Source organism: Lactobacillus melliventris (assembly GCF_042679465.1).
GTDB classification, from domain to species: Bacteria; Bacillota; Bacilli; order Lactobacillales; family Lactobacillaceae; genus Lactobacillus; species Lactobacillus melliventris.
Genome location: NZ_JBHTMT010000009.1, coordinates 52,278 through 75,307 on the forward strand (window position 1 = coordinate 52,278; position 23,030 = coordinate 75,307).

Annotated in this window: 23 protein-coding genes; 3 read left to right on the forward strand and 20 right to left on the reverse strand. The window is 33.6% G+C overall.

The genetic code is table 11. The features are described 5' to 3' along the window. Nucleotides 1–216: 216 nt before the first annotated feature. The 5 genes from ACFQ32_RS09480 to ACFQ32_RS09500 all read right to left on the reverse strand — a co-directional run bounded on the left by ACFQ32_RS09480 (nucleotide 217) and on the right by ACFQ32_RS09500 (nucleotide 5,102). Nucleotides 217–1,644 (reverse strand): DUF4874 domain-containing protein, encoded by a 1,428-nt coding sequence (locus tag ACFQ32_RS09480; protein WP_052724605.1) that lies wholly within the window; start codon nucleotides 1,642–1,644, stop codon nucleotides 217–219. Between the two features lie 15 nt (nucleotides 1,645–1,659). Next, on the reverse strand, nucleotides 1,660–2,670 hold the full coding sequence (locus tag ACFQ32_RS09485; RefSeq protein ID WP_046324040.1) for a substrate-binding domain-containing protein: 1,011 nt from the start codon (nucleotides 2,668–2,670) through the stop codon (nucleotides 1,660–1,662). Nucleotides 2,671–2,952: 282 nt separating this feature from the next. Continuing rightward, complete coding sequence (locus ACFQ32_RS09490) at nucleotides 2,953–3,786, reverse strand: PTS system mannose/fructose/sorbose family transporter subunit IID (RefSeq protein ID WP_046324039.1); 834 nt, start codon at nucleotides 3,784–3,786, stop codon at nucleotides 2,953–2,955. Further along, on the reverse strand, nucleotides 3,776–4,609 hold the full coding sequence (locus ACFQ32_RS09495; RefSeq protein WP_046324038.1) for a PTS mannose/fructose/sorbose/N-acetylgalactosamine transporter subunit IIC: 834 nt from the start codon (nucleotides 4,607–4,609) through the stop codon (nucleotides 3,776–3,778). Before ACFQ32_RS09495 ends, ACFQ32_RS09490 begins: the two co-directional genes overlap by 11 nt. 1 nt (nucleotide 4,610) lies before the next feature. Beyond that, nucleotides 4,611–5,102, reverse strand: a complete 492-nt coding sequence (locus ACFQ32_RS09500) for a PTS system mannose/fructose/N-acetylgalactosamine-transporter subunit IIB (protein ID WP_046324037.1) — start codon at nucleotides 5,100–5,102, stop codon at nucleotides 4,611–4,613. 165 nt (nucleotides 5,103–5,267) lie between these two features. Here ACFQ32_RS09500 and ACFQ32_RS09505 point away from each other — a divergent pair, with 165 nt between their 5' ends. After that, nucleotides 5,268–5,660, forward strand: a complete 393-nt coding sequence (locus ACFQ32_RS09505; RefSeq protein WP_046324036.1) for a hypothetical protein — start codon at nucleotides 5,268–5,270, stop codon at nucleotides 5,658–5,660. Between the two features lie 108 nt (nucleotides 5,661–5,768). Here ACFQ32_RS09505 and ACFQ32_RS09510 read toward each other — a convergent pair whose 3' ends face one another. From ACFQ32_RS09510 to ACFQ32_RS09535, 6 genes are all read right to left on the reverse strand, one after another. Beyond that, nucleotides 5,769–7,340, reverse strand: a complete 1,572-nt coding sequence (locus tag ACFQ32_RS09510; protein ID WP_046324035.1) for an ATP-binding cassette domain-containing protein — start codon at nucleotides 7,338–7,340, stop codon at nucleotides 5,769–5,771. A 252-nt stretch (nucleotides 7,341–7,592) separates the two neighbouring features. Then, nucleotides 7,593–8,717: a mannitol dehydrogenase family protein gene (locus ACFQ32_RS09515; RefSeq protein WP_046324034.1), complete on the reverse strand. Its 1,125-nt coding sequence runs from the start codon at nucleotides 8,715–8,717 to the stop codon at nucleotides 7,593–7,595. A 12-nt stretch (nucleotides 8,718–8,729) separates the two neighbouring features. Beyond that, entirely contained in the window at nucleotides 8,730–9,122 is a 393-nt protein-coding gene (locus tag ACFQ32_RS09520; RefSeq protein WP_046324033.1) for a PTS sugar transporter subunit IIA, read from the reverse strand. Between the two features lie 50 nt (nucleotides 9,123–9,172). After that, nucleotides 9,173–10,003, reverse strand: a complete 831-nt coding sequence (locus tag ACFQ32_RS09525) for a PTS system mannose/fructose/sorbose family transporter subunit IID (RefSeq protein ID WP_046324032.1) — start codon at nucleotides 10,001–10,003, stop codon at nucleotides 9,173–9,175. Further along, the gene (locus tag ACFQ32_RS09530) at nucleotides 10,003–10,803 is read right to left on the reverse strand and encodes a PTS mannose/fructose/sorbose/N-acetylgalactosamine transporter subunit IIC (RefSeq protein ID WP_046324031.1); all 801 of its coding nucleotides are present in this window, start codon (nucleotides 10,801–10,803) and stop codon (nucleotides 10,003–10,005) included. The genes ACFQ32_RS09525 and ACFQ32_RS09530 overlap by 1 nt, the downstream gene beginning before the upstream one ends. Beyond that, nucleotides 10,800–11,300, reverse strand: coding sequence for a PTS sugar transporter subunit IIB (locus tag ACFQ32_RS09535; RefSeq protein ID WP_046324030.1), 501 nt, complete (start codon nucleotides 11,298–11,300; stop codon nucleotides 10,800–10,802). Before ACFQ32_RS09535 ends, ACFQ32_RS09530 begins: the two co-directional genes overlap by 4 nt. 224 nt (nucleotides 11,301–11,524) lie before the next feature. On the opposite strand from ACFQ32_RS09535, the gene ACFQ32_RS09540 reads away from it, so the two are divergent. Continuing rightward, complete coding sequence (locus tag ACFQ32_RS09540) at nucleotides 11,525–13,477, forward strand: BglG family transcription antiterminator (RefSeq protein WP_244885248.1); 1,953 nt, start codon at nucleotides 11,525–11,527, stop codon at nucleotides 13,475–13,477. A 171-nt stretch (nucleotides 13,478–13,648) separates the two neighbouring features. On the opposite strand, the gene ACFQ32_RS09545 is transcribed toward ACFQ32_RS09540, so the two are convergent. From ACFQ32_RS09545 to ACFQ32_RS09580, 8 genes are all read right to left on the reverse strand, one after another. After that, nucleotides 13,649–14,107: a hypothetical protein gene (locus ACFQ32_RS09545; RefSeq protein ID WP_046324028.1), complete on the reverse strand. Its 459-nt coding sequence runs from the start codon at nucleotides 14,105–14,107 to the stop codon at nucleotides 13,649–13,651. Then, complete coding sequence (locus ACFQ32_RS09550; protein WP_379907144.1) at nucleotides 14,094–14,312, reverse strand: helix-turn-helix transcriptional regulator; 219 nt, start codon at nucleotides 14,310–14,312, stop codon at nucleotides 14,094–14,096. The genes ACFQ32_RS09545 and ACFQ32_RS09550 overlap by 14 nt, the downstream gene beginning before the upstream one ends. 111 nt (nucleotides 14,313–14,423) lie before the next feature. Then, nucleotides 14,424–15,377, reverse strand: coding sequence for an NAD(P)-dependent oxidoreductase (locus ACFQ32_RS09555; protein WP_046324026.1), 954 nt, complete (start codon nucleotides 15,375–15,377; stop codon nucleotides 14,424–14,426). A gap of 16 nt (nucleotides 15,378–15,393) precedes the next feature. After that, entirely contained in the window at nucleotides 15,394–16,362 is a 969-nt protein-coding gene (locus ACFQ32_RS09560; RefSeq protein WP_046324025.1) for an amidohydrolase family protein, read from the reverse strand. Nucleotides 16,363–16,760: 398 nt separating this feature from the next. Beyond that, nucleotides 16,761–16,976, reverse strand: a complete 216-nt coding sequence (locus ACFQ32_RS09565) for a hypothetical protein (RefSeq protein WP_046324024.1) — start codon at nucleotides 16,974–16,976, stop codon at nucleotides 16,761–16,763. 128 nt (nucleotides 16,977–17,104) lie between these two features. After that, a complete protein-coding gene (locus ACFQ32_RS09570; protein WP_046324023.1) occupies nucleotides 17,105–19,051 on the reverse strand; it encodes a M13-type metalloendopeptidase in 1,947 nt (648 codons plus the stop codon). 242 nt (nucleotides 19,052–19,293) lie between these two features. Continuing rightward, on the reverse strand, nucleotides 19,294–20,019 hold the full coding sequence (locus tag ACFQ32_RS09575; RefSeq protein WP_046324022.1) for a GntR family transcriptional regulator: 726 nt from the start codon (nucleotides 20,017–20,019) through the stop codon (nucleotides 19,294–19,296). Nucleotides 20,020–20,021: 2 nt separating this feature from the next. Beyond that, the gene (locus ACFQ32_RS09580; protein ID WP_046324021.1) at nucleotides 20,022–20,495 is read right to left on the reverse strand and encodes a hypothetical protein; all 474 of its coding nucleotides are present in this window, start codon (nucleotides 20,493–20,495) and stop codon (nucleotides 20,022–20,024) included. 359 nt (nucleotides 20,496–20,854) lie between these two features. On the opposite strand from ACFQ32_RS09580, the gene ACFQ32_RS09585 reads away from it, so the two are divergent. After that, nucleotides 20,855–21,928 carry an SIS domain-containing protein gene (locus ACFQ32_RS09585; protein ID WP_046324020.1) on the forward strand — a complete coding sequence of 358 codons (1,074 nt, stop codon included), beginning with the start codon at nucleotides 20,855–20,857 and terminating at the stop codon, nucleotides 21,926–21,928. A 330-nt stretch (nucleotides 21,929–22,258) separates the two neighbouring features. Here the strand turns inward: ACFQ32_RS09585 and ACFQ32_RS09590 are convergent, their stop codons facing one another. Further along, a complete protein-coding gene (locus ACFQ32_RS09590; protein WP_046324019.1) occupies nucleotides 22,259–23,029 on the reverse strand; it encodes a hypothetical protein in 771 nt (256 codons plus the stop codon). Nucleotide 23,030 lies beyond the last annotated feature (1 nt).

Here is a 23,030-nt window from a genome sequence, read left to right on the forward strand (position 1 = left end):
TTAATTATAAATCAATTAAAAAAGCCGCTGAATTAACGTTTTAAGACGTAATCCAGCAGCTTTTTAATGTTCAATTATAGTAATACAATATTTAATTAAGTGTCAGCAAATAATTATAGCCATCTGCAAAATTAATATTATTGGCTAAGCGGTTTCCCGTATTACTGTAACCAGTAAATTTAAAGGCTAAATGCTTTTTTCATGATAATTCCTCGGTCATAATTTAAACCAATTGATGCCATCTGCCCACTGACATTCATTAGCCAGACGTGCCGTACTACCATTAGTAGCAAGCAGTTTGACTCCGACTTTGTCAGGCTGATCAGATTTAGTCAATGGAATAACCGTAGTTATTTCATTGTTAGTTTGTAAAGTACTTTTTTCTACTAAAGCTTTACCAATAACATCCTGCTGTTTATTCACAGCCAGCAATTCTATTTTTGCCAAAGCTAAAGGTGCAGCAAAACCTGTATTTTTCAGTGTCAGGTAAACTGCGGCATTTAAAGCGGAATTATAGCTAATTTGTGTAGTCTCTAGGCGATAGCCTAAATAATCACGTAAATATTCAAAATAATTTCGTTTAATTGGCTGCTTTTTCTGATCCCAAAACCATGAAGATTGATATGGCCAATGCTTTTCATCTAATAAATCCGGTGTAACAGGAACATGCTTCCAATATTCAAATGAACCTGTTTGAGGGAATTTAAGCCCTTCTGGCTTGCCAGTTCTCTTTAATTCATTTTCCAGCGTTACATTAAAATATGAATTAGTTTCTATTTCATGATAATTATGCGCAATACTCAAAGTAGTGAAATGATTCTCAACCATTCTTTGCGTCATCAATTGAGGAGCGACATATTTTGTTTCTAAATACATAGGATTGGCAAATAACCAAATGCTTTCCCCATCAACAACTGTATTTTTTGATTCTCTTAATAGTTGCTGGTATTCATTAGATTCATGATTTTTACCAGCCGTATTCCATTCGTGGTCAATACCAATTAGAAAATCATCATGAAAGCCAATTCGCTGTTCATTCCATTTTTCAGTAACATTTATATTACGGTTTTTAATATTTAAGTAGCGTACTTGAACCGTCAAATCTTGGGGAGAATTTAACAACAAACTATGAAGAATAGTTGATTCATCAGTAGTATCACGAGCATGTTGCGACCACTCACCCCAAGGGCCAATGATTCCTGCTTGTAAAGCGTGAATCTGCCTGCGGTGTTCCTGCAGCCAACCTGATAACTGCTCCAAATGCTGCTGTACCCTGTGCACACTAGGAGCTTGTCTATAAGGCCTCTTATCTTCAGAAATATATGCAAAACGCAGCAGTGCCTTTAAGTTTAACTTAGCAAGTTCGTCAAAAAAGGCATTCATGTGGTTAAAAGCTTGTGCATCCAGCGGTTTATGTTGATAACCTGTTAAGTAAAAATAAACCTGCACTATTCGCGGCTGATCATCGGTATACAGTGACGCTTCTCTTTTCAAAGCAGCGATAGCATCTTGATCAGCATATTCATAAATGCTCTTACCTGTTTTTACATCTAAATAAACTTCAAAGCGAAAGCCACGATCAGGATTTATTAATAAAGTCTTAGTCTGATCTCCACTTAACTGCTTGGGATAATAATTTGACATCATTGGCCTCCAATATTAATTGCCAGTACTTTCTCGCAAAATTAGTTTAACTTCTAATAATGTTGTAGCGGCGCGCGTCTTTTTTTCTATTATGTCTTCTCTAATTAAATGGACAGCAGTTATACCCAGGTCTTTTTCCGGAACAGAAACTGATGACAATCTGGGAATATAATATTGCGCCATTTGAATATTATCGAACCCAATAATATGGTAATCGGCAGGAGCATGAAAACCTTTTGTATGTAATTCCTGCATTATTCCAATTGCCAATTGATCATTTCCAGCTAAAATTCCTTTGGGTAAAGTAGGTAATTGTGCAATTTCTTTACCCGCCTGGACGCCATCTTCAATGCTCCAACCCGGAGTAAGAATTGAACACTCATCTTGATCATGCAGTTTCATCCACTCCCGGTAGCAATTTAAACGAACCTCACCTTTTGCTTGCGTTTTTTCTCCCTGCAAATTAGTCATATAACGGGGACCACCAACATATACAATATTGGTTTGAGCAAATTTTTCTAGTTGTGTTAAAGCTTCTTTTACTCCGGCAGTTAAATTAGCATTAACCAGCTTGACGGAATTATTTTTATATCTTGCTTCAATAATGACGATATTAGAGTTTAATTTTTTTAGTTCGCTAATGGCTGATTCGGACAAGCCACCGATAACAATCACGCCGTCCCAATAATACAGTCCATCCCAAAATGAACTATCCAAAGAGTTATTTAAATAATAGATAGAACTCAATGTCATTTTTTCTCTTTTGAGTTCTTCAATGATTCCCTGTTTTATTTGTTGGTAATACGTATATTCTGCTACTTGATCCAAGTCCATAGTTGTTAATACACCAACAACTGGACATTTTTTACTTTTATTTTTGATATGATAATTTAATTTTTTTGTAGCCGCTAAAACTTTGGTCCGTGTTTGATCAGTAACACTTAAAGAAGTGTCATCATTTAATATTCGTGAGACTGTACTTGCTGAAACACCTGCTAACTTAGCTACCTGTCTGATATTAGCCATCTTATCTTCTCGTCTTTCATATTTGGATGTTATAACAGGTGCTATTAATATAAATTTCTTAAAAATATAAACTTTTAGAACCTGATATTCTACACATAATTGTTGCTATTACGGCATTTTTGCAATTATGATAACAAATATTTTTTGCAGTTCAAAGAAAAGACGGTTGTATTATTATTGAAAAATACATCCGTTTTTTCTTACTTTACCTGCTTAAATTTAGTAATATGCTTTTTCTCAGCAGATAATCTGATTACTTATTAATTTCTATATTTCATGCTATTAGGCAACAACTTTCAAGTTGAACAAAACAATAGCCAAGATTAGAACAAACCAAGTTGCTCTAGTTGAGTTCATATGTTTGCGATCCAGTAGCCAATAAATAAAGGCAACTAGTAAAACTGGCAGAAGCGATGGCATAATCTGATTAAAGATATCCTGCAATTTCATCGAAACTTTCCCAGCTCTAAAGATGAACGGAATCTTTAACGTAATAACAGTTGGAATCAAAGCTCCTACAACCGTTACCCCCAGCAAAGTTGCTGAGTCAGTCAGTGCATTAAGCTTAGAACTCATTGAAGTAACTAAGTTGACACCTTGCTTGTAGGCAAATGGCATCCAAGTATAAGCCCAAATGTAGAGAACGCCTAGTGCAACCATCCATAAAATAGCACCAAACGGATTACCTTTAAGGGCCATGTATGATGCAATGGCACCAAAGATAGTTGATTGAACGGTACCTAATAAAGTATCACCTACAGCAGCAAATGGTCCCATAAGACCAGTTTTAATACCTCTTACACCGTCAACTGACTTAATCCCCTCTTTTTCTTCAAGAGCAATATCGACACCTTGGATAATAGAACCCATATGCGGACTAGTGTTAAAGTATTCAGACTGCACCCGCATCATTTTCTTCATATCTTCAGGCTTGTCACCATACAACTTACGTAAGATTGGCATTTGTGAACCAACATAACCTGGAGCCATCATAGTTTCGTAGTTCCAGCTTAATGCAGAGGTAAAAATCCAGCGTAAGTTAGCGCTACGAATATCTTTTTTAGTTAACTTATGACTTTGCTCCGTCGTAGTTTTTTCTGTAGTATTATTCTTCATCACCGGTAATTACTCCTTTATCATCAATACCCATTTCAGCAGCTTTTTGTGTATCTAAGCCATTACTGTCGCCACCAGATTGGTTCTTATTATGAATGATAGAATTATAATGATTAATGGCAAAGCCGACTCCGATCAGCGCTACACCAAGCATTGGCACATTTAAGTAAGCAGCTGCTACAAAGCCAAAAATCATGTACGCACCAAATTTCTTAATAGGCAGATAATGCATTAAGATGGCAATACCAACAGCTGGTAACATAGTTCCGGCAGATTTTAATCCACCCATTAACCATTGTGGCATGTAATTCAGCACATTTTTAACAAACGCTTCACCAAAAATTAGCACCAATAATACGGGCACTGACCGTGAAAGCCCCCACGGAATAGCCCCATAAAGACTATTTCGTACAACAGCTTTATCATCGTTACGATCGATTGCCTTATCAATTCTGTGTGCAAAGTAGGTATTAGCAAAACGAGCCAAAATATCAAGTTGCACCATCAATAGGCCAACAGGAATAGCAACACCAATACCGTAGTTAATTCCTTTTCCTGAAATATGTGCAATTGCAGTACCTATGATTGCTCCAGTGGCATAATCAGGAATCGAAGCACCACCAAAAGTACCGACTCCCAATATCATTAACTGTAATGTTGCTCCTACGGCCAAACCTAATTTCATATCGCCGACAATTAGTCCTGCAATTAATCCAGCATTAACTGGGTTACCAAAACCAATACCAACTGTGATAATTTCATTGATTTGGAAGAAAGCGAACAAAGACAGCAAAATTATTTGAACTACACTCAATGAATTCATATTATTTCTCCATCCGTTTATTTAATTCAGACATAAAGTCTTCTCTAGAATCGTTCGGGACCATCTGGTGGTAAAGCTTTACTCCCCGAGCATCAAGTTCTTTAAAAGCCTTTATTTCTTCGTCATTTACTCCCACGCTCTTGAACAGTTGCAGTCTGCCTTCACCACTTGGCAAGTTACCAACGTTAACTTCTTTAATTGGTACTCCTGCATCAACCATCTGAACCAGAGCTTCCGGTTCACGTGTAATAATAAATATTTTTTGGTCGGCGTAGCGGCCCTGAACAATATTGTTACTTGCACGATCCGGTGGCAAAATACTTAAAGCTGCCTGGGTAGGACGAGCTAATTTCAAAGCAGTTTTTTCCAAGTCATCTTTAGATACTTTATCGCCAACGACCATTAATCTTTCTGCTCCTAATTGCCCAGTCCACACACGAGCTACTTGACCATGAATCAGACGGCTATCAACTCTGACATTTACTAATTGCACAATTCATTACCTCCTTCTTGTTATCGCTTACATCACTTACACTAAAATTATAGTTTATATATTTTGTTTTGTAAACATTATTTTTTTTAGTAAACAATATTGACATTGATTTGTTTTATTAATAAGCTAATCTTAAACAACTATTATTAAAGAAAGTGTACCGGTATGATTACAGTTCAACGATCAAAGAATAATATTTCAATGGGTAAACCAACAACTGTAATAGTCAATGGTTTAAGGGTAGGCAGTATCGCTGCTGGTTATGCTTTAAAACTAAACTTAAAAAAAGGAGACACACTGCAACTTACCCAAGGCGGTCTAAATCGCTCGCCCAAAATGGTTATTAATAAGACTGACGCTCATTATAAAGTTATTCCTAATCCCAAATCCTCAGTCTTAATAGCTGTCATGGTCGCAGCCTTATTGTTAATTCCGCCAATGATTAAAAGCTATGTTCCTTTTTCACAAAACGTTTCAGCTATTATTATTTTTTTAATCTTTTTACTTATTGAATTAGTTTTCAATTTCCGCTGTGGTTTACTTATCGAAGAAATTTAATTAAGTGTCAGCAAATGTTGCAGTTTTAACTTTTATATGCAAAAAAGCTTATTTTCTTTTTCAGAAAGTAAGCTTTTGTTAACTATGGCTCTTTTCGAAATATAAATTCTAGATATAATCATTGAAATCAATTACGGCATCATAACGCTTCAGTTCTGCCGGTTCATAGTGGTGAATAACCTCAATGAAAGTAAAGTCTGAGTCAAACAGATAATTATGAATTGCTTGAGAAGTAGCCTTATCTAGTGAGGCATTGACTTCGTCCAGTAATAAAATTGGTCGTTTGGCTAAAATTGCCCTTGCTAATTCAATTCGAGCTAATTGCCCGCCAGATAATTGGTCGGCATTATCACCTAATTGATAGTTAAAACCTTTTTCTTTAACCAGCTGTCCCAGTTCTAAATGTTCACACACGTCTGTAACTTTTTCTCGCGGGATGTCCGCACCTAACGTAAGGTTAAACCATAATGAGTCGGCAAAGATGACCGCACTTTGGCTTGAATATGCAAACAGGTTGGTAAAAGAGCCCGGTTGTACTGCTTTTTGATTAAGCAACTCTTCTTGTGCTTGGCCGTAATCACCATACATTAAATATTGGAGCATGGTGGATTTACCAGAGCCGGACGGTCCAATGACCGCAACTTTTTGTCCTTTTGCGACTGCAAAATTAATTTGACTAGCTAATTCTTTACCCTGACGCTTTAAAGTCAGATTTTTCACTTCTAATTGCTTAAAGTCGTCAGTGACAACATCGTTTTGGGGTTTTTGCTCACCTTTAGCAATAAACTGCTTGATCTTGTTAACGATACCCTTAGTGGTAGATAAATTGTTTCGTTCATTTAAAATTTGCAGGATAGGGTTAACAAATGAGTTAGAAAGCTGGGTAATGGCAAATAAAGCTCCCAAAGTTATTTGACCATTGACTACCAATAATGTCCCAAAAGCAAATGGTAGTAAAAAGGCACTGGCAATCGCAATAACATTAAGATAGGTATTAGTATTATTATTCAGCACATTCATTTTGGCCAGTTTTTCTTCCAAGCGATCAACGACACGCTTATTCTGCTTAACAGCATTGTCTTGCTTGCCGTATAAGTTAAAAGTTCCGGTGCCAGCTAAAATGTTTTTGGTTTGGCTGACATACTTGTCGTTGGCCTTAGTCCAATCACCTGAAGCTTTTTGAATTGGTTTTTGAAAAAAGTTAGACACAATTGTAGGGATTGCTGAGCCTACGAAATAAATTAAGGTAACAAACCAGTTTAGATATAAAGCATAACCTAGCGCCAAAATAACGGTATAGGCATAGATCAGAATTTCAATTTCAGCTTCATAACGATTAGTTTCTAATAACTTAAAGTCGTTAGTTAAAAAACCTAAATTAGAGCTGTCTTCTTCTTTATTTAGCAGCATCCCCTTTAACACTTTAGTTCTCAACTTAGTGTTAATTTGCTTAACTGCATCGGTTTTTAAGTAATTAAATAATAAGCCTGAAATTAAGATTATAGTCAGCGCTACTATGATCTGCGTTACTAAAGAAGGTAAAGCTGAAAATTGTCTCTTAGTTGCCATATTGATCAAATTACTAAGCATATAAGCAGCAAAGATATTTAAAGTACTGTATATCAAACCGAAAACATTAAGCCAAAAGAATTTTAAATGTGAATAGTTATGGTAAATCATTATTTTTCTCCCTCAGTTTTGTTAATAATTTTTTCATTCTTCAAAGATGATAAATTAATTAAACTTGAGAAAGACTTTGATTACAATACTATTTGACTAAGAGGTCACTATAAGGAATGTAAGTGGGACAAATTTTATACTAAAATGCAAAACCAGTTTAACCTGTTAGTAAAAATTCTTTCTTTACCTAATCATTCGTTGCAAAAACTTCATACCTATGTTTTTGATTTGACCATTAAAACATTATAGTTTTTATAGTTTTTCATATTGGGCTAAAATTTTGTTAGCGCAGCTATCGTCCAGACCTGTAATTTCTTTAATTGCAGTAAGAGCTCCTTTTGTTTTTATCATCTCCTGCATTTCTTGAGACTTAGGATCATCCTCATCATTATATTTAAGTCCTAAGGCAACTGCCTTAATCAAGCATTCATTGTCCAAACCATATTTTTCACTCAATCTAATCGGTCCGCAAAGGCGATCATTGATAGAAAGTTTACGCAGCGGATCATAAGCAACTCTCTTAATAGGGTCTGGCACTTCTTGCTTAAGAGTTGGTAATTTAGTCAAATGATCATACTCAGCAGCTGTTAGGTTAAATTCCTTCTGACATACATTGTATATTTCTTCATTTATACATTTAATAAACTCTTGAATTTCATGGTCTGATTGAGCTTCGGGAATTGTTGTATAATGCTTATACCAACCGAAAAAAGCAGTAGCTGCATGGGGACCATTAATTGCATAAATTTTTACTTCTTTGAGAGTTGGAACATTTTCAATTGGTTCCATCCAATCAACTTTTGATAGGTCTACATGCAAAGGCTTTTCAATGAGCAGGGATGCAACAGCCATACTGTTAAGTTTTAAAGCATAATTAGAATCAGCACTAGTCGATCTACGAATAATTGCATCATGAATAAAAATATGTGTCTCTAACCAACTATTTAAATCTGGATCCACATTCTCACTCAAAAACTTTTTAATTTTACTTACTAAATAAATTTTATTAGTCAACAAAATAATATCTAGTTTCTTATTTGATTTTTCCTCCATCATTTTTTTAAAATCAATTATTAAATATTTGAACACATCTTTTAAGTCTTCTGGATATACTGGTATCATAACCAAATCACTAGCAAGAAAGCTATCAACTTCATTGTGTTTATCAGATGTCAAGATTTGTTGATAGTTCTTAACTACTCTTGTATAAACCTTATCTGAAGTAGAAATATCAACTTGATAAGATCCTTCTGCTAATTTCTTAATCACTTTTGAATCTTTATCCAAAAAAGTTACGTTCCATTTTGCTTTTTCAAAAGCTTCACCGATAAAACCTTTTCCTAGCTTTCCGGCTCCAATAATCAGAACATTATTCATTATTATTCCTTTCTATTTACTTTCACTAATTTCAATTGAATTTTTACTATCATTGACTATCTTTTTTAAGTCAACATCTTCATTTTCACTACATAAAAGTTGCATACACAACGTAAGCAAAATAGGTAAATTTACACCAGTTATTATCTGATACTGTATATTTTTATAATTAAGTAGTTGAATTAAAACTTGATTGTACGGTGTGCCATATTTTAAATCGAAGAGAAAACAAATTTTTTCATTCTTATTTTTATTTAGGTATGATTTAATATTTTGATTAAAGTCCTCTAATCCTTGATTATCTAATCCAAGGTAGCTAAGAAAGTCTTTTTTCCCAACAATCATATTACATGCTTCATATAACCCTTTAGCTAAACTTCCGTGTGATAATATTAAGACCTTCACGCATTTCCTCCGTTACTTTTACTTTACATAGTAGATACAATATTTGCCTTTTAAACTACTCCGATAAATGAAAGAGCAAAAATAGCAATAATATATATAATTATCATTTTTAATGTGCTAATTTTCTTTTTCTTCATCAAATACCAGGTCCCGATTACTAGAAGTAGTGGTACTAACTTAGGAAAAACGCCATTTAACAAGTTTTCAACTTTAATTCGATCATTGCCACTAGGAATAGTTAGCTTTAATGGTAGATTAACATAGCTGGCAGCAACTCCCCCCATAATAATAGTGCCAAACAAAATTAGAGTATCTTTGATTTTATTAGCCTTGTTACCAATTAGCACATTGATACCATTAACGCCTAACTCATATCCTTTCTTAAATAATAAACGCATAATTATCGTTACTACAAGTGGATATACAATCATATAAAATAATGCACCAAGCGGACTGCCATTTTTACTAAACGAAATCGCAATAGATAAAAGCAACGGGATTATCAACCCTGGATTCATCGCATCACCAATGCCTGCCATGGGACCCATTAGACTGATTTTAGTTGTTTCAATAACCTCATTGTCAACATTGTGATTAATAGCCTTTTCTTCTTCCATTGCAGTTATAATACCTGGAATAACAAAACCAAATACTGTTTCTGTATTATAAAAAGAGGTATGCCTCTTCATGCCATCAACTTGACCAGCTTTGTTATAGTATTTTTTAAACAGAGGAATTAAAGACCAGGGAAATTGCATTCCAAGCATTCTTTCTGAAGAGCAAGCTGCTAGTGGTGATAAAGCAAATCGCCACCAAATGCGATTAAGTTCTTTTTTAGTAAGTCTTTCTGTAGTCTTAGACTTTATATTTTCTTCTTCCATTAAAGGGTCTCCTCTTCAAAATCATCATCATCGCTGTTACTTTTCTTTTCTGAACCATTCTGGCTTGCCATGTAATAGAGGAATGCCAGGGCTCCTCCAAAAATAGTTAATCCCAGAATATTTAATTTCATAAAAACGATGCCAACAAAGCCTACTAAGAAAAATAAAATAAAAGATTTCTTTCGTACGCTCTGTAACAACAAAGTAGCAATACCAACCGCTGGGAGAACACTTCCTAATATCAGTAAGCCATTCTGAACAAACGCTGGTAGTATTTTTAAAAATTCATTAACATATTTAGCTCCGAAATAAGCAGCCATGAAACTGAGACTACCACGTGTGATAAATTTAGTCAGTTGGGGATAAAGCCAAATATAACGATTCAGTTTTTTATAATTGGCTTTTTTAATGGCTTCATCTTGTCCTTTATGAAATAGAGAACCTAAAATCGAATTTAATTGGAAAATAAAGGTTCCTAAAACACCAACTGTAGCTGCTAACGCAACCGCTGAACCACCATTCATATGATTAGAAATTGCAATAGCCATAGCCGGATAGGAGACAAAAGCTAGATCAATTGGTATTGATCCTCCTGGCGTTACCAAAGCTAAGTAAACTAGTTGTACTGCTACTCCTAAGTTAATACCAGTTGTAATATCTCCTAAAATAATGCCGCAAATAAAGCCACCAATTAAGGGTCTGCCCAAAACATACCAGCCAAATTGGGAACTATATAAAGGAAATTCATTACTACTGATTACACAAAAGAAGGCAATAAGTATGCTTTGCAATATTGTCATGATTTTGCCTCCTGAGCTTTTTCTTTAACATCTTTCCAACTAATTGTTCTTCTTGCACCGCCCATTGGAATGATTGAAAATCGACAACCATTATTATCTAAGTAATCAAATACATCAATCTCTTCATTGTTTAAAGCAAAACCATCAACAATGTAGTGGGCATCACTTTTTTTGCTAGCAGTGCCAACACTAATTTCATCTGTTATTTGGTAGCCGTGGTCAAATAAGTCTTTAACAGTTTTAATATTTTTAAAGATGATAATATATTTCTTCTGAGATGACTGGGCTTCAAGAAGTTTCTTTGTAGCTTGATTAACTGAAAAACAAAAGACTTTAATTGTATCCGGTACTACTTGCTTATAAATACGAAAAAGAGGCTTGTTTTGGACAATATTATTGTCAACAATGATAATGCCATCACATGGATACTGCGGTAGTAGTTTAATCATGGTTTGTCCATGAATAATTCGATCATCAATCCTATATAAACTAATCATTAATATATCCCTTCTATCTTTTACTACTTTTACAATTTTTAACTTACTTTTCTACTCCTTTCTAAACTTAAAATAGTTATTCTTTTTCAATCACACTAAATATAACATTAAAAATTTTTAAAAAAATTATACTTTTAGATCAAATTAGCCTAAAAAAAAAGAAAAATTTTTGTCTCTCTTTTATCTGATAATTAAGGTAACGAGTCCAAACTTTCTGAGTCATTTTGCATGCTAAAATAAGAGAAAATGAAGCAAGTTATAGTAAGGAAAAAATAACAATGATTAGCCAAAGACAAATAAAAATTTTAAAATTCTATTTAGTCCATCAAAATACTTTTGTATCTGCAAAAAGTTTATCGGTTAAATTAGATGTTAGTCCTCAAACTATTAAGAATGACATTAGGGACTTAAATAATTTAAGTCACCAAGTGAAAATTTTTAAGGTCATTTCTGCTCCAAATAAAGGTACTAAGATTACAATCTGTAATCGTCAAAAATTAATTTTAAAAATCAAAGACTGGGAGCAACACCTTGAAATAAATAATAAGGAGCAACGCAGCAATTTGATAATTAATTACCTGCTGAGTAGTTACAGCTATGTTACTAAAAGTGAATTAATGAGAAAGTTTTATATTAGAGAAACAACTTTATATAAACAGACAAAAGATATTAAAAAAATTTTATCAAAGTTTAACTTGACTCTAAAATATAAAACAAACTGTGGTTATCTTATTAACGGTAGTGAATTAAATAAACGAAACTACTTATCTCACTTGGGAATTGACTATAAAAACAAAAAGCATAAATTCGAGCCTGAAGAAACAACAAAAATCTATAATATTGCTGCAGACATTTTCTTTAATCATAAATATCACATTAACGAAGAAATCCTGCAAAATATTACGGCTCACATTTATATTGCATTACAAAGAATTAAACATAACCATTTTATTGAGGAATCGATTAATTCTAATTTAATTAAGACAGAAGAATATCAAATTTCAGAAGAAATTCTGACAAAAGTTTTTCAAAATTGCCGTATTAGTCAGAAACATTTCACTAATGAGACTTTGCTACTAACTCAAATTATTTTAGGAAAGCTTAACTACATCAATGACGAAGCATTACATGAAAAGATGAATAATTTTTTAAATACAGCCTTTGATGACATTTATGCTAAATTTGCGATCAACTTGGATGCGGTAGATAATTTAAGAGTTCTTTTGATTCTACATTTAATCCCTTTGTTTTATCGTGTCCAGTCTGGAACCCAATTACCCAATCCTCTTGAAAATAAAATACATACATCCTTTCCACAGGCTTATGACATTGCACTATATTTTTCTCAGCTTTTAGAAAAAGAATGCCACTTGAAAATTTCAAAAAATGAATTATCATTTTTGGTTCTTTATTTTAATTATGGGATTGAAAACTATCTTTCATCTGAATCTGGTAAAAAAATTCTAATTATTACTTCTTTACGTAAGTCAGAAACTATTTTACTAAAACATAAAATTTTGAATTGGTTCCCTAAACAAATTGCTGAAATTCGGTTTGCATATCCCACTGAATATAACGAAAAAATATTAGTTGAAGAATATGATGCCATCTTTTCAACTGAAAATAATATTAGTAACAATCAAGGTGAGATCACATATATTAATCTTTTTCCTTCAGAAAATGACTACAAAAAAATAAAGCTTGCTTTAAATGGTTTTGATAATATTCATAGCATTCTAGAAAAGTTTGACCCCTCATGTTTTTATTATGGTGAAATAAGGACTAAAAAAGAAGCTTTAGATTTAGCTATTGAAAATGCAACAAGTCACTATCATCTTACTGGTGACTTCGCAAAATCTGTTAAAAATCGTGAAACATTAAATAGCACTTATTTTGGTAACAAAATTGCTATTCCACATACTGCCGAACCTGTTAGTAATGATACTTTTGTCTCCGTGGTTGCTTTAAAAAATGAAATCAAATGGGACTCTTATAATACAATAAACTTAATTTTGTTAGTTTCAATTGCTAAAAATAACCCTAAAGAATTTCAGTTTTGGTATTATATTTCCTCCTTAATTCAAAATCCGGAATTACTAAAAGATTTTAGGAGAAAGCCAACATTTATATCTTTTAAAACAGCCATAAAAAAAGCACTAAAAAATAAATTTATTTAAGTTATATTAATAAGGCTTTCAGCCAAAAAATATATATTTCGTATATAATTACTTGATCTTATAGTTCAACAAACTAAAGAAAACACGATATCATGATCGATATCGTGTTTTGCTTTTAGGATTATATTTTTCTATTTCTTTTAATTCCAACACTTTTAATTATAAATTTTACTAATTTCTAAGTTCATTAGTAATACCTATAATCATTTCAATTAACAATAATAAGTTCCATAAGACGCTTAAAGTAGCAGCAATGGTTGTCAATATTATGACCGGTGTCGTAAAGCCTTGAGCTTCATACATGAACGCTGCGCTAGTTATAAGGACCAGGCTCAGAATATAAATTAACCAGTTAGCTATTTTATACATTTGGTGATCGGTTTTCACTGCAATAAACTCTTCACGCTCATCTTCATCATCTTCATCTGTACCCACAGTTTTGGCTTTATAATAAAGATAAAAAGCAAAACTAATAGCAAAAACTGCATAAATAATATTTTTCGGTATATCGGTTTGCCTGCGGTGCTGCAGAACCTCTAAACTGATCAGCACCAACTCAAGAAGCGCTAAAAATGTAAAAAAGCATGCTGCGAAATAATATTTGATCTTTCTTTTCTTATTCTTCTTCATTTTCTATATATTCCTGTAAACAAAATAAGGTTGCAATATCGGTCCTAAAAACTTGCGCTAGTTTATACGCCAAGATGAGTGAGGGCTTGTATTTACCCTTTTCTACTGAGATAATCGTTCGTTCGGTGACACCCACTTTGACAGCAAGTTCACGCTGCGTTAAGTGCAGCTTTTTTCTATTTTCCTTAACTAAATTTTTGATAATCTCACCTTCTCATTAACATGAAGTATATTTCATGTAGTTAGCTTCATATTATATTGCGGTAAAAGAAAAAAATCAAGCAAAAACTTGGTTTTTATTCATACTTATTTTGTGCTAATTAACTTGGTTTAATGGCTTGTGATCCCTTAAATATGAAATGAGATTTTGTGAAGCCTCAGTAGTAATATTTGTGCGAGCAGCCAGGGTGCCAGAACCCGCGTGAGGTGACAAAATTACATTGTCTAATGCGCAGAGTGCTTGTGGCACATTGGGTTCAGTTTCATAGACATCTAACCCTGCTCCAGCAATATCACCGTTTTGCAAAGCGGCAATTAAATCATTTTGTTTAATCAATTTACCCCGAGCAACATTGATAATATAAGCTGTCTTTTTCATTTGTTTAAAAACTTGGGCGTTGAAAACCCCTGTTGTAGCAGGAGTTGCAGGAGCATGCAGAGTAATTACATCCGCTGTTTTAACTAAAGTAGCAAAATCCACGTAATGAACATTCTTCTTTGCTTCTTCTTGAGAACTTAAACGATGTCTATTATGGTAAATAACTTTCATACCAAAAACTTGGGCATACTTTGCTACCTGAGAACCAATGCGCCCCATACCATAGATGCCGAGTGTTTTTCCCCGAAGGCCTGTTCCCATATTTTCCGGCTGAGAAACATTAACCCATTTTCCTTGGCGAATGGTTTTATCATAAAAATGCAGGCGTCTTACGGTCGCTAACATTAAGGCAAATGTCATTTCAGCGGTGGGAATGAGGACACTTTTAGGACAATTGGCCACAACAATTCCTTTTTGCTTTGCATAATCAATATCAATGTGATCAAAGCCAACGCCATTAGCAGTAATAATTTTTAAATTAGTGCCGGCATCTATCAGTTCCCGATCGCCCTTCATTCCAGTGAGTATCAAACCGTCATATTCAGCTAAATGAGCTAAAACCCACGCTCTACCCGCTGTTTCTGGTTTACAAGTTACTGCGAAATTCTTTTTTAACTCCGTTAGACCAGCTTCTGGGACAACACCAGTTACCAAAACTTTTGTCTCTTTCATTTCCTAGAGCCTCTTATCATTTTTTAAAAACAGGATCTGCGCTATCATGCATTGCCTGCACATTTTGCGACTTAAAATAAATGCGGTTAGCATTATTATACATGACATCTTCTAATTCTGCCTCAGTGAAAATATTAGTAGCTGCCAGCCAAGTTGCTAAATTATGGTACGAATTAAAAGTTGATGACAACGGGGAATCTGTGCCCCAAAAAATCCTTTTAGCCCCCAGAATCTTTTTGGCTAGTGCAACATCTTTTTGGCAACGAGGAAACGGAAAATCAGTTTCATTTTCAATATCTTGAATCGCTGAAATTTCCGTAGTGATATTAGGATACGGTTGCCATTGTTCTAAAGCATTTTCCAAGCGATTCAAATGGTCGGCATTGGGAAAAGACAGATGGCAAACAACAAAATCCAGTTTGGGATATCGTTTTGCCAAGTTAGCAATTGCTTCTGGTTCATAGCTAATTTGCCTATAATTACCATAATCAACAGCGATCACAAATCCAGGATAATCCGCAAAAAAGTGAAAAAGTTTGCCTAATTCAGGTGCAGTATCCAAACGAAATGGTTGATGGTAGCCTTGTAAGCCACCGCCCTGACTAATTTCAAATTTAATTGCTCTGAAACCCAAGTCTTCCACATGACGCCTAACAATTTTCATTGCATCATCTGCAAATGGGTCTACTGAAAATGCCGCAATAAATTTCTCAGGGTACTTTTTAACAGCTTGATAAGAATAGTAATTTTGAAAGCCATACAAACTGCCTTGCAGTAAAACTGCTTTTTCTACTTCATTTTCCTGCATTACTTTTAAAGCGGATTCCGCCGTAAAGTCATGATCACCCCAGCCATTAGGGATTAGCTTGAGAAAAGTACCATTATCCCATATTGCCTTGCCATTTCCTAAAGGTGTCATTCGACCTTGACCGGATAAGCCTGCAATTGAGCGCACCAGGTGAAAATGCCCGTCAATTTTTTTCATTGTAATTATCTCCTTGCAGATATTCTTTAACGCAATAAATTTAAATAATGTAATTATCTAAATGCCAAAGACGCAACATAATATTAATATAAGAAACCATTATACTTCATCTAAATTAAGCGAGCAAAAATACCTGACACTATTTAATACATGTCAGGTATCTGTCTTATCTATTGTCTGTCATTTTGATTATTGCAGCGGCAACTTCTTAAGGGTTGTTTCCGTTCAATATAATGAAATATTCCAAAGAAATAACTTGTGAACATTTATTCTGAGAAAAATACTCTTTTGTGCGCTAAGTTTCTATGAGCTGGTTCAAAAATAAAACCAGCAGCTTTACCTTTCTGGTCACATATTTATTTAGGGCAATTTTAATGGCACAACATTCCCTTTTTATCTTACTTATCCCTTGTCAGTTTTAAAATTACACTGACCGCTGTTGCCGCAATAGCAGCTACAATCAGCCAGCCAAGAGCGTTTTGCGGTCGGTTATATGCAATAACCGGAGCCATACTCCACAACTGATTGTTAGAGATAGCAACTGCAACAATGCCAATCACAACAAGCCACAAAACAATTGCTAATATAGTAGTTAGTCTTTGAATATTTTTCATTATTATTTTCTCCTGCCTAAAAAATTATTTTTACTATTTTTCTAGCATCACGTGCTGGACTTATATCTGTTTTAGCACAAAGCAGGAGCTGATTTTCTTAAAAAGCACTTAATTTATAGTATCAAATTTTACCAGACTTGTACTCGTTTATCCGGATCAAGCCACATACCATCTCCTTCTTTAACATTGAAAGCTTGGTAAAACTCATCTTGACATTGCACCTGCACATTTGCTCGAGCCTGAGAAAGTGCATGAACATCAGATGCGGCGACTAATTGCCAAAATTCAGGCTTAGCGTTTGTTGCCCAAATTCGCGCATAGTTTTCAAACAAAGTTTTGGCGTCTCCACCTTCTTGCTTATTAGCTGCAACAGCTACTGTCAAGCCACCCTGATCACCAATGTTTTCTGAAACTGTTAATTTACCGTTGATTTTGCTCGTACCAACTTCAACGCCATCAAACAGCTTAATTTCAGCTTTGACCCTTTTATTAAACTCGGCATAATCTTCATCAGTCCACCAGTTTTTCATATTACCCAACTCATCAAACTGTGCGCCGTTGTTGTCAAACGCATGTGAAATTTCATGTCCTACAACTGCACCAAAACCACCGTAATTAGCTGCTCGATCTTGCTGTAAATCATAAAAAGGCTTTTGTAATAGCAGTGCTGGGAAAGTAATGTCATTACTTGGCGGATTATAGCAAGCATTTGGTTCTACCGCCGACATTATCCAAAGTGATTGATCAACCGGTCTGTTAATATCTGCAAAGTTATCCTTAAGCTTAATCTGGCTATTTTCTTTAACATTACTATATAAGCTGCCATGCTCTAAAGGTGGTGTTACTTTGAATTTGTCATAAAACCCTTGAACATGCTCTGGATAGCCGATTTTTAAGACTAAAGTATCTAGCTTCTTTAATGCCTTTTTCTTAGTGGTATCTGACAGCCAAGTATTCTTTTTTAAATGATCTTGGTAAACAGCAATCATATTCTTAACCATTTTAGTAGCATCAGCTTTGGCTTCAGCACCCAAGTATTTTTCACCATAATATTGACCAATGACATCACCAAATAATCTGACCGTCTCATCATAAGCAAAGCGCTCGTCTGTAGCTAAAGAATCTATGCCGTACATTGCTTTTCTTAGTGGCAGTATTGCCTTTCTAAATTTACGTGATAAATATCCAGCTGCTTGATTAATAAAATATCCGATTAGCCAACCCTTTAGTTCAGCAAAATGCTCTTCATTAAACAATTCATCAAATTTAGCTAAATAGCCTGGCTCAGTAACATTAATTTTTTTAGCAGTTTCAAGTCCATTTTCTTTCATCAAAGCAGCTAAATGAATATTTTTACTCTGGTTTGTAAATTCTGTCACACTCATTGGGTGATACATATTTTCAATTTTAGAATTATACTCTGCTGATTGGTAAACCTGCGCCAAACGCTGATCCAATTTAACTGCTCCTGTGGCGTATTGTTCAGCTTCCTTCCGCTGAACACCACTCATTACCAGCAAGTTAATGGTTTGCTTTTGCCAAACATCAAGCAAGTCGGCAGTTTTTTCATTACCATAATAACTGGTATCAGCCAAAATCAAATTTTGCCGGTAAAAAGTGACAATATTTAGTTGTGCATCCTTAAAATCTGGTTCCACTTCAAATTTGAAGGGCAAGTTGTCGGCTAGCAACAAATTCGTTAAGTTCTTATTGACATCAGCTAAATTGTTGAGACCGGTTAAAAAGGTCAAGTCTTCCTTAATTGGAGCGGCACCGTCAGCGGTTCTTTTTTCTTCATCTTCAGCTACCCGGTAAAATTCAACTGCTTTGTTAAAGTTCTTAACTTGGGGAACTGGTTTTTTACCAGCAATAAAAGCAGAAAAATCTTTTAAAAGGTGTTTACGTGTTTGTTTATCTGCTATATCAAAACTACTAATCCACGGCTCACCCGCAGGGACAGGATTGTCCTTTAGCCATTTTGAATTTACAGCCAAGTAAAGGTTATCTTGTTCACGGGTATTTACATCTGGCTTAGTAGTATCGCCAAAGCCACCACGAATATTAAATTTAGTCATTTGTTTTTCTCCTTGTTTTTAAGTTTTTTATTATCATAATGTTACATTAACAAAGCAAGACCACTAAAAAAATGTCGTATTCGAAATTTTAAGTTTTTTATTAAAAAGTATAAAATTCGGGGTACGTGTAAAATTGCACACAAAAAAGCCCTATTTTTGCAAAATAGAGCTTTTTAATGTGGCTGTAACTAATAGCTTACTAAAGAGATGGTTCTAATTTTTTTAGTAAGAATTACTAACATTTATTTAGGAGAGTATGGGATTTCGACTTTGAAATCAACCTGATTGGAATCAAAGTAAGATTGAGTATACTCAACCAAACAATCGGGTTTTGTATAACCCAAGTATTCCACACTTAAAACTAATTTACTTGGTCCCACGCTAAAATTTTTAAAAAGCGGGTCACTAGTCACAGGACAAGTTTTAATTTTTCTATGGAAAAGAGCAGGACGCATATTTTTGTAGCTCATATAATCATATAATGATATTTTACTAAAATCATAACGGTGAGCATCTTCAAATAGCCTAAAAGGTATATATGCTTTCTGAATCGAAAAAACGATATCATCAAATTTTCTAATTCTAATCAGCTCATAAAATTCTGTAAAATCAGGAAATATTTTAGTTAACATCGGGACATCGTAAACTAATTTAAATGATTTTATTTCACTGTTAGGGACTCCACCTTTTATTTTTATAGTCTGAGTTAATGACCAGGGAGCATCATCACCAGCATCAATTCTTCCTGAATGTTTGCCATGTAAAAGATAAGTGCCGTCTCCGGGATGACGAATTAAAACGTGATCATCAACTAAACTATTCAGTGCTTTTTTAATTGTCATTCGTGTAAACCCTAATTTTTGAGCCAAAGCTCTTTCAGAAGGTAATCTTTGATCCATAGAAATCTCATTACTTTCAATTAAAGAGATGATTTTTTCTTTAGCTGCAGTATATAAAAAACTAGTCATTTTTAATCTTCATACTCAATTTTATCTGGAATAATAATTTCTTCTTCATACCTAATAATATTTTTATCACACAAAATATAATTCTTCTCAACAAAAACCTGTGATTCCTGCTTTAATAACAAAAGCCGACATTCTTCTGAAGTAGGCCAAGTTAAAAGAATATTTTTCTTAATTCTATCCGCCTTATTGTTACAGTCTATATCTAATTCCAGATTCTGCTTAGATATATCATTACTTTGTTTAGGTTTATTTCTAACAAGCTTTTGCGGGATAAAGGATTTAATCAGAGAAAATGGATCGTCTTGATACTTTAACAAAAAAAGCCGTTGCCATATTGAACCCACTTCATTCATAAAAAGATCATCCCAGAAATCACTTTGTTCAATCACTTCTGAACTAATTAACTGAATTTGCCATTCTGAACTTATTTCTCGTTGCTGAGGTGTTAAATAATTTTTTAATTTATTAGTAATCAATTTTTATCACCACTTATCTCGGATAAATATAAATAAGCATCTTAGGCTTTTTTGAAATTGGTTTGCATTATTGTTAAATTCTTAATGTTGCACGGTAAACTTAAATTTATTCTAACACTCAAGAAATTATTTATCTCTATTAATATATAAGTTAACTAATTTTATTTAATTGGTTCCAAAATTGGTTTACATTTTGGTGGTATTTTCAAATGTGGTCTATTTTTGATTGTTTACTTCAAAAATCAAATATAAAATCTAGTTAATTAAGAAATATTCAATATTTACAGCTTGTTTCTTCTATCACTTTTTTGAACTAAATATTTCTTAATTTTATAGTACAAATTAAAAGAGGTTTTAAAATGAAAATTATTGACAATATTTATAACCAACCTGAAAGGCTACAAAAAATTCTGGATACTGAGGGAACCATTGCCGACAATCTAATCAGGCTCGTACAACAGAAACATATTAAGAAAGTATATTTCACCGGTTCCGGTACCAGTTTTCATGCTTCTACTTTAATTTCAATGTATTTTAACAAGTTTACTGGTCTTGACGCACAAGCAGTTATACCTGATAATTTTACTAATTATTTTGTACCTTCTTTGTACTTCAAGCCAGACGAAACCTTATTAATAGGAATTTCTCAATCTGGTACATCAAGTTCTACTTTGGATGCAATACGGAAGGCAAAAAGTCTTAGTTTTAATACTATTGCTATTTCAGAAGAAACTAAAAGTAAAATAGCTCAAGAAGCAGATAACGTTATTTACTTAAATACAGGTGATGAAGGTATTCCCGTAGAGACTCGGGGATATACTTCTACAATTATGTTGGGTTTAATCTTAGCTTTACGACTGGGATTGGCACAAAACAAACTCAATGAAGCAAAATACCAGGACTTTTTAACTCAAACTAAAGAAGATATTACTAAACTACCTACAACTCTGAACACTGCAGAAAAATTCTATCAACAACATAAAAACGAATTGGTTACTATGAGAAAAGGAGCTATTGCGGGATATGGTTATAATTACGCAACAGCAATGGAAGCCTATTTGAAATTATACGAAACTTTCCATGCTCCTTTAAGCGTGCATGAATTTGGAGAACTGATTCACGGTTACGAGATGGCCTTTGATGCAGATCAATATATCTTTTTAATTATTGCCAACGGACCAGAAAAATCCTTAGCAAATAAATATATTGAATTTCTTAAACAAATAACTAAACATATCTTTATTATTACTGATCAAAATATTGCCTTTGATTCTGGTGCTAAGATCCTTAAAGTACCTTCATTACATAATGATGAACTATCACCGTTTAATCTCATTATACCGTTCCAGATTATTGCCTCCCGCAACTGTGAAGCAATTGGCTATGATACTTCTAAGTACCCGTTAAAGGCACATAGTTTTGCTCATTTTTAAATAATTAAAAAGTCTTACATTTTATTTTAGGTATAGCTATTTCAGTTATTGTTTTTAAATATAGACCTGTTTCTTACGTTTGAGAAACAGGTCCTTTTTACTTTAAAAATACGTCTTAAAAATTCTTTTACATAGCTAGTTCTTTAATCCTTTTTTATAAACCTTACAGTTTTATTACTTATACACTTTATTGAGCTTCTTCAAATGATCATCTCCAGACTCTATCTATATTTTTTTATGTATCACTTATCACTAGGTATAAAAATGCTGCTAATTAAACTTTAAAGCCTAATTAGCAGCAACTAAGATAAGAAACCTTTGTTATATTATCTAAATTACTATCTCTTTAGATAGACATTCCAACTGTTGTAAGGAAACTATTAATGATTTGGGAACTACTTCATTCCCGTAACGATTAACATTTCTAACCACAAATTGGTTATCCTGGGCCTTATCCGCAGCAAAAATCATTTCTTCAATGCTATTATCAACTTTACTTTTAGTTAACAGTACCTGCTCTCCATTGTAAATATCTCTTAGCCACACAATTTTACTATATCTATTAGCAATTAACTTATGTGGCAATTCTGCCATCTCCCCTTTTAAGAAGAGTAAGTCCATTTGACTATTTTGAGCCATCATAATCGCAGTAGTTAATGTCGCTATATGTGAAAAGCACTTAATCTGTGGCAGACCAATTGCAATTATAGATAAAATTCCACAGATAATTAAACTGATACATAATTGAAACAACTGCCCACTGTACCAAAGATAGCTGCTTATGAAGATAAGAATTATTAACAGCAATAAAGATAAAAATTGCAATATTGTCATAATTTTTGGCATTTTCAGCCAATGATTGATCTTAAAACTTCTTTTTCCAATAAAAGACTTCGTTGGTGCAGAACAATTAACAATCAATAATTTTTTATTTTCGGCTTTAGTCAAGAAAAAACCTTTTTGCTTCTTTTCATAATCCGTAAAGAACTGTTGTGATATCCAGTTAACTAACTTAGATTGTTGTTTACGATAGTATACAAAACGAAAATGAATTAGTAAAATCTCAAAGAGTCTTTTTTCTAGTTTAGAGCTTTCGGGCATC

What these genes read in the sequence shown, in the direction of transcription:
- ACFQ32_RS09480 (WP_052724605.1), bottom strand. Translation starts at nt 1,644, where the DNA reads ATGTCAAATTATTATCCCAAGCAGTTAAGTGGAGATCAGACTAAGACT.
- ACFQ32_RS09485 (WP_046324040.1), bottom strand. Translation starts at nt 2,670, where the DNA reads ATGGCTAATATCAGACAGGTAGCTAAGTTAGCAGGTGTTTCAGCAAGT.
- ACFQ32_RS09490 (WP_046324039.1), bottom strand. Translation starts at nt 3,786, where the DNA reads ATGAAGAATAATACTACAGAAAAAACTACGACGGAGCAAAGTCATAAG.
- ACFQ32_RS09495 (WP_046324038.1), bottom strand. Translation starts at nt 4,609, where the DNA reads ATGAATTCATTGAGTGTAGTTCAAATAATTTTGCTGTCTTTGTTCGCT.
- ACFQ32_RS09505 (WP_046324036.1), top strand. Translation starts at nt 5,268, where the DNA reads ATGATTACAGTTCAACGATCAAAGAATAATATTTCAATGGGTAAACCA.
- ACFQ32_RS09510 (WP_046324035.1), bottom strand. Translation starts at nt 7,340, where the DNA reads ATGATTTACCATAACTATTCACATTTAAAATTCTTTTGGCTTAATGTT.
- ACFQ32_RS09515 (WP_046324034.1), bottom strand. Translation starts at nt 8,717, where the DNA reads ATGAATAATGTTCTGATTATTGGAGCCGGAAAGCTAGGAAAAGGTTTT.
- ACFQ32_RS09525 (WP_046324032.1), bottom strand. Translation starts at nt 10,003, where the DNA reads ATGGAAGAAGAAAATATAAAGTCTAAGACTACAGAAAGACTTACTAAA.
- ACFQ32_RS09530 (WP_046324031.1), bottom strand. Translation starts at nt 10,803, where the DNA reads ATGACAATATTGCAAAGCATACTTATTGCCTTCTTTTGTGTAATCAGT.
- ACFQ32_RS09535 (WP_046324030.1), bottom strand. Translation starts at nt 11,300, where the DNA reads ATGATTAGTTTATATAGGATTGATGATCGAATTATTCATGGACAAACC.
- ACFQ32_RS09545 (WP_046324028.1), bottom strand. Translation starts at nt 14,107, where the DNA reads ATGAAGAAGAATAAGAAAAGAAAGATCAAATATTATTTCGCAGCATGC.
- ACFQ32_RS09555 (WP_046324026.1), bottom strand. Translation starts at nt 15,377, where the DNA reads ATGAAAGAGACAAAAGTTTTGGTAACTGGTGTTGTCCCAGAAGCTGGT.
- ACFQ32_RS09560 (WP_046324025.1), bottom strand. Translation starts at nt 16,362, where the DNA reads ATGAAAAAAATTGACGGGCATTTTCACCTGGTGCGCTCAATTGCAGGC.
- ACFQ32_RS09565 (WP_046324024.1), bottom strand. Translation starts at nt 16,976, where the DNA reads ATGAAAAATATTCAAAGACTAACTACTATATTAGCAATTGTTTTGTGG.
- ACFQ32_RS09570 (WP_046324023.1), bottom strand. Translation starts at nt 19,051, where the DNA reads ATGACTAAATTTAATATTCGTGGTGGCTTTGGCGATACTACTAAGCCA.
- ACFQ32_RS09575 (WP_046324022.1), bottom strand. Translation starts at nt 20,019, where the DNA reads ATGACTAGTTTTTTATATACTGCAGCTAAAGAAAAAATCATCTCTTTA.
- ACFQ32_RS09585 (WP_046324020.1), top strand. Translation starts at nt 20,855, where the DNA reads ATGAAAATTATTGACAATATTTATAACCAACCTGAAAGGCTACAAAAA.
- ACFQ32_RS09590 (WP_046324019.1), bottom strand. Translation starts at nt 23,029, where the DNA reads ATGCCCGAAAGCTCTAAACTAGAAAAAAGACTCTTTGAGATTTTACTA.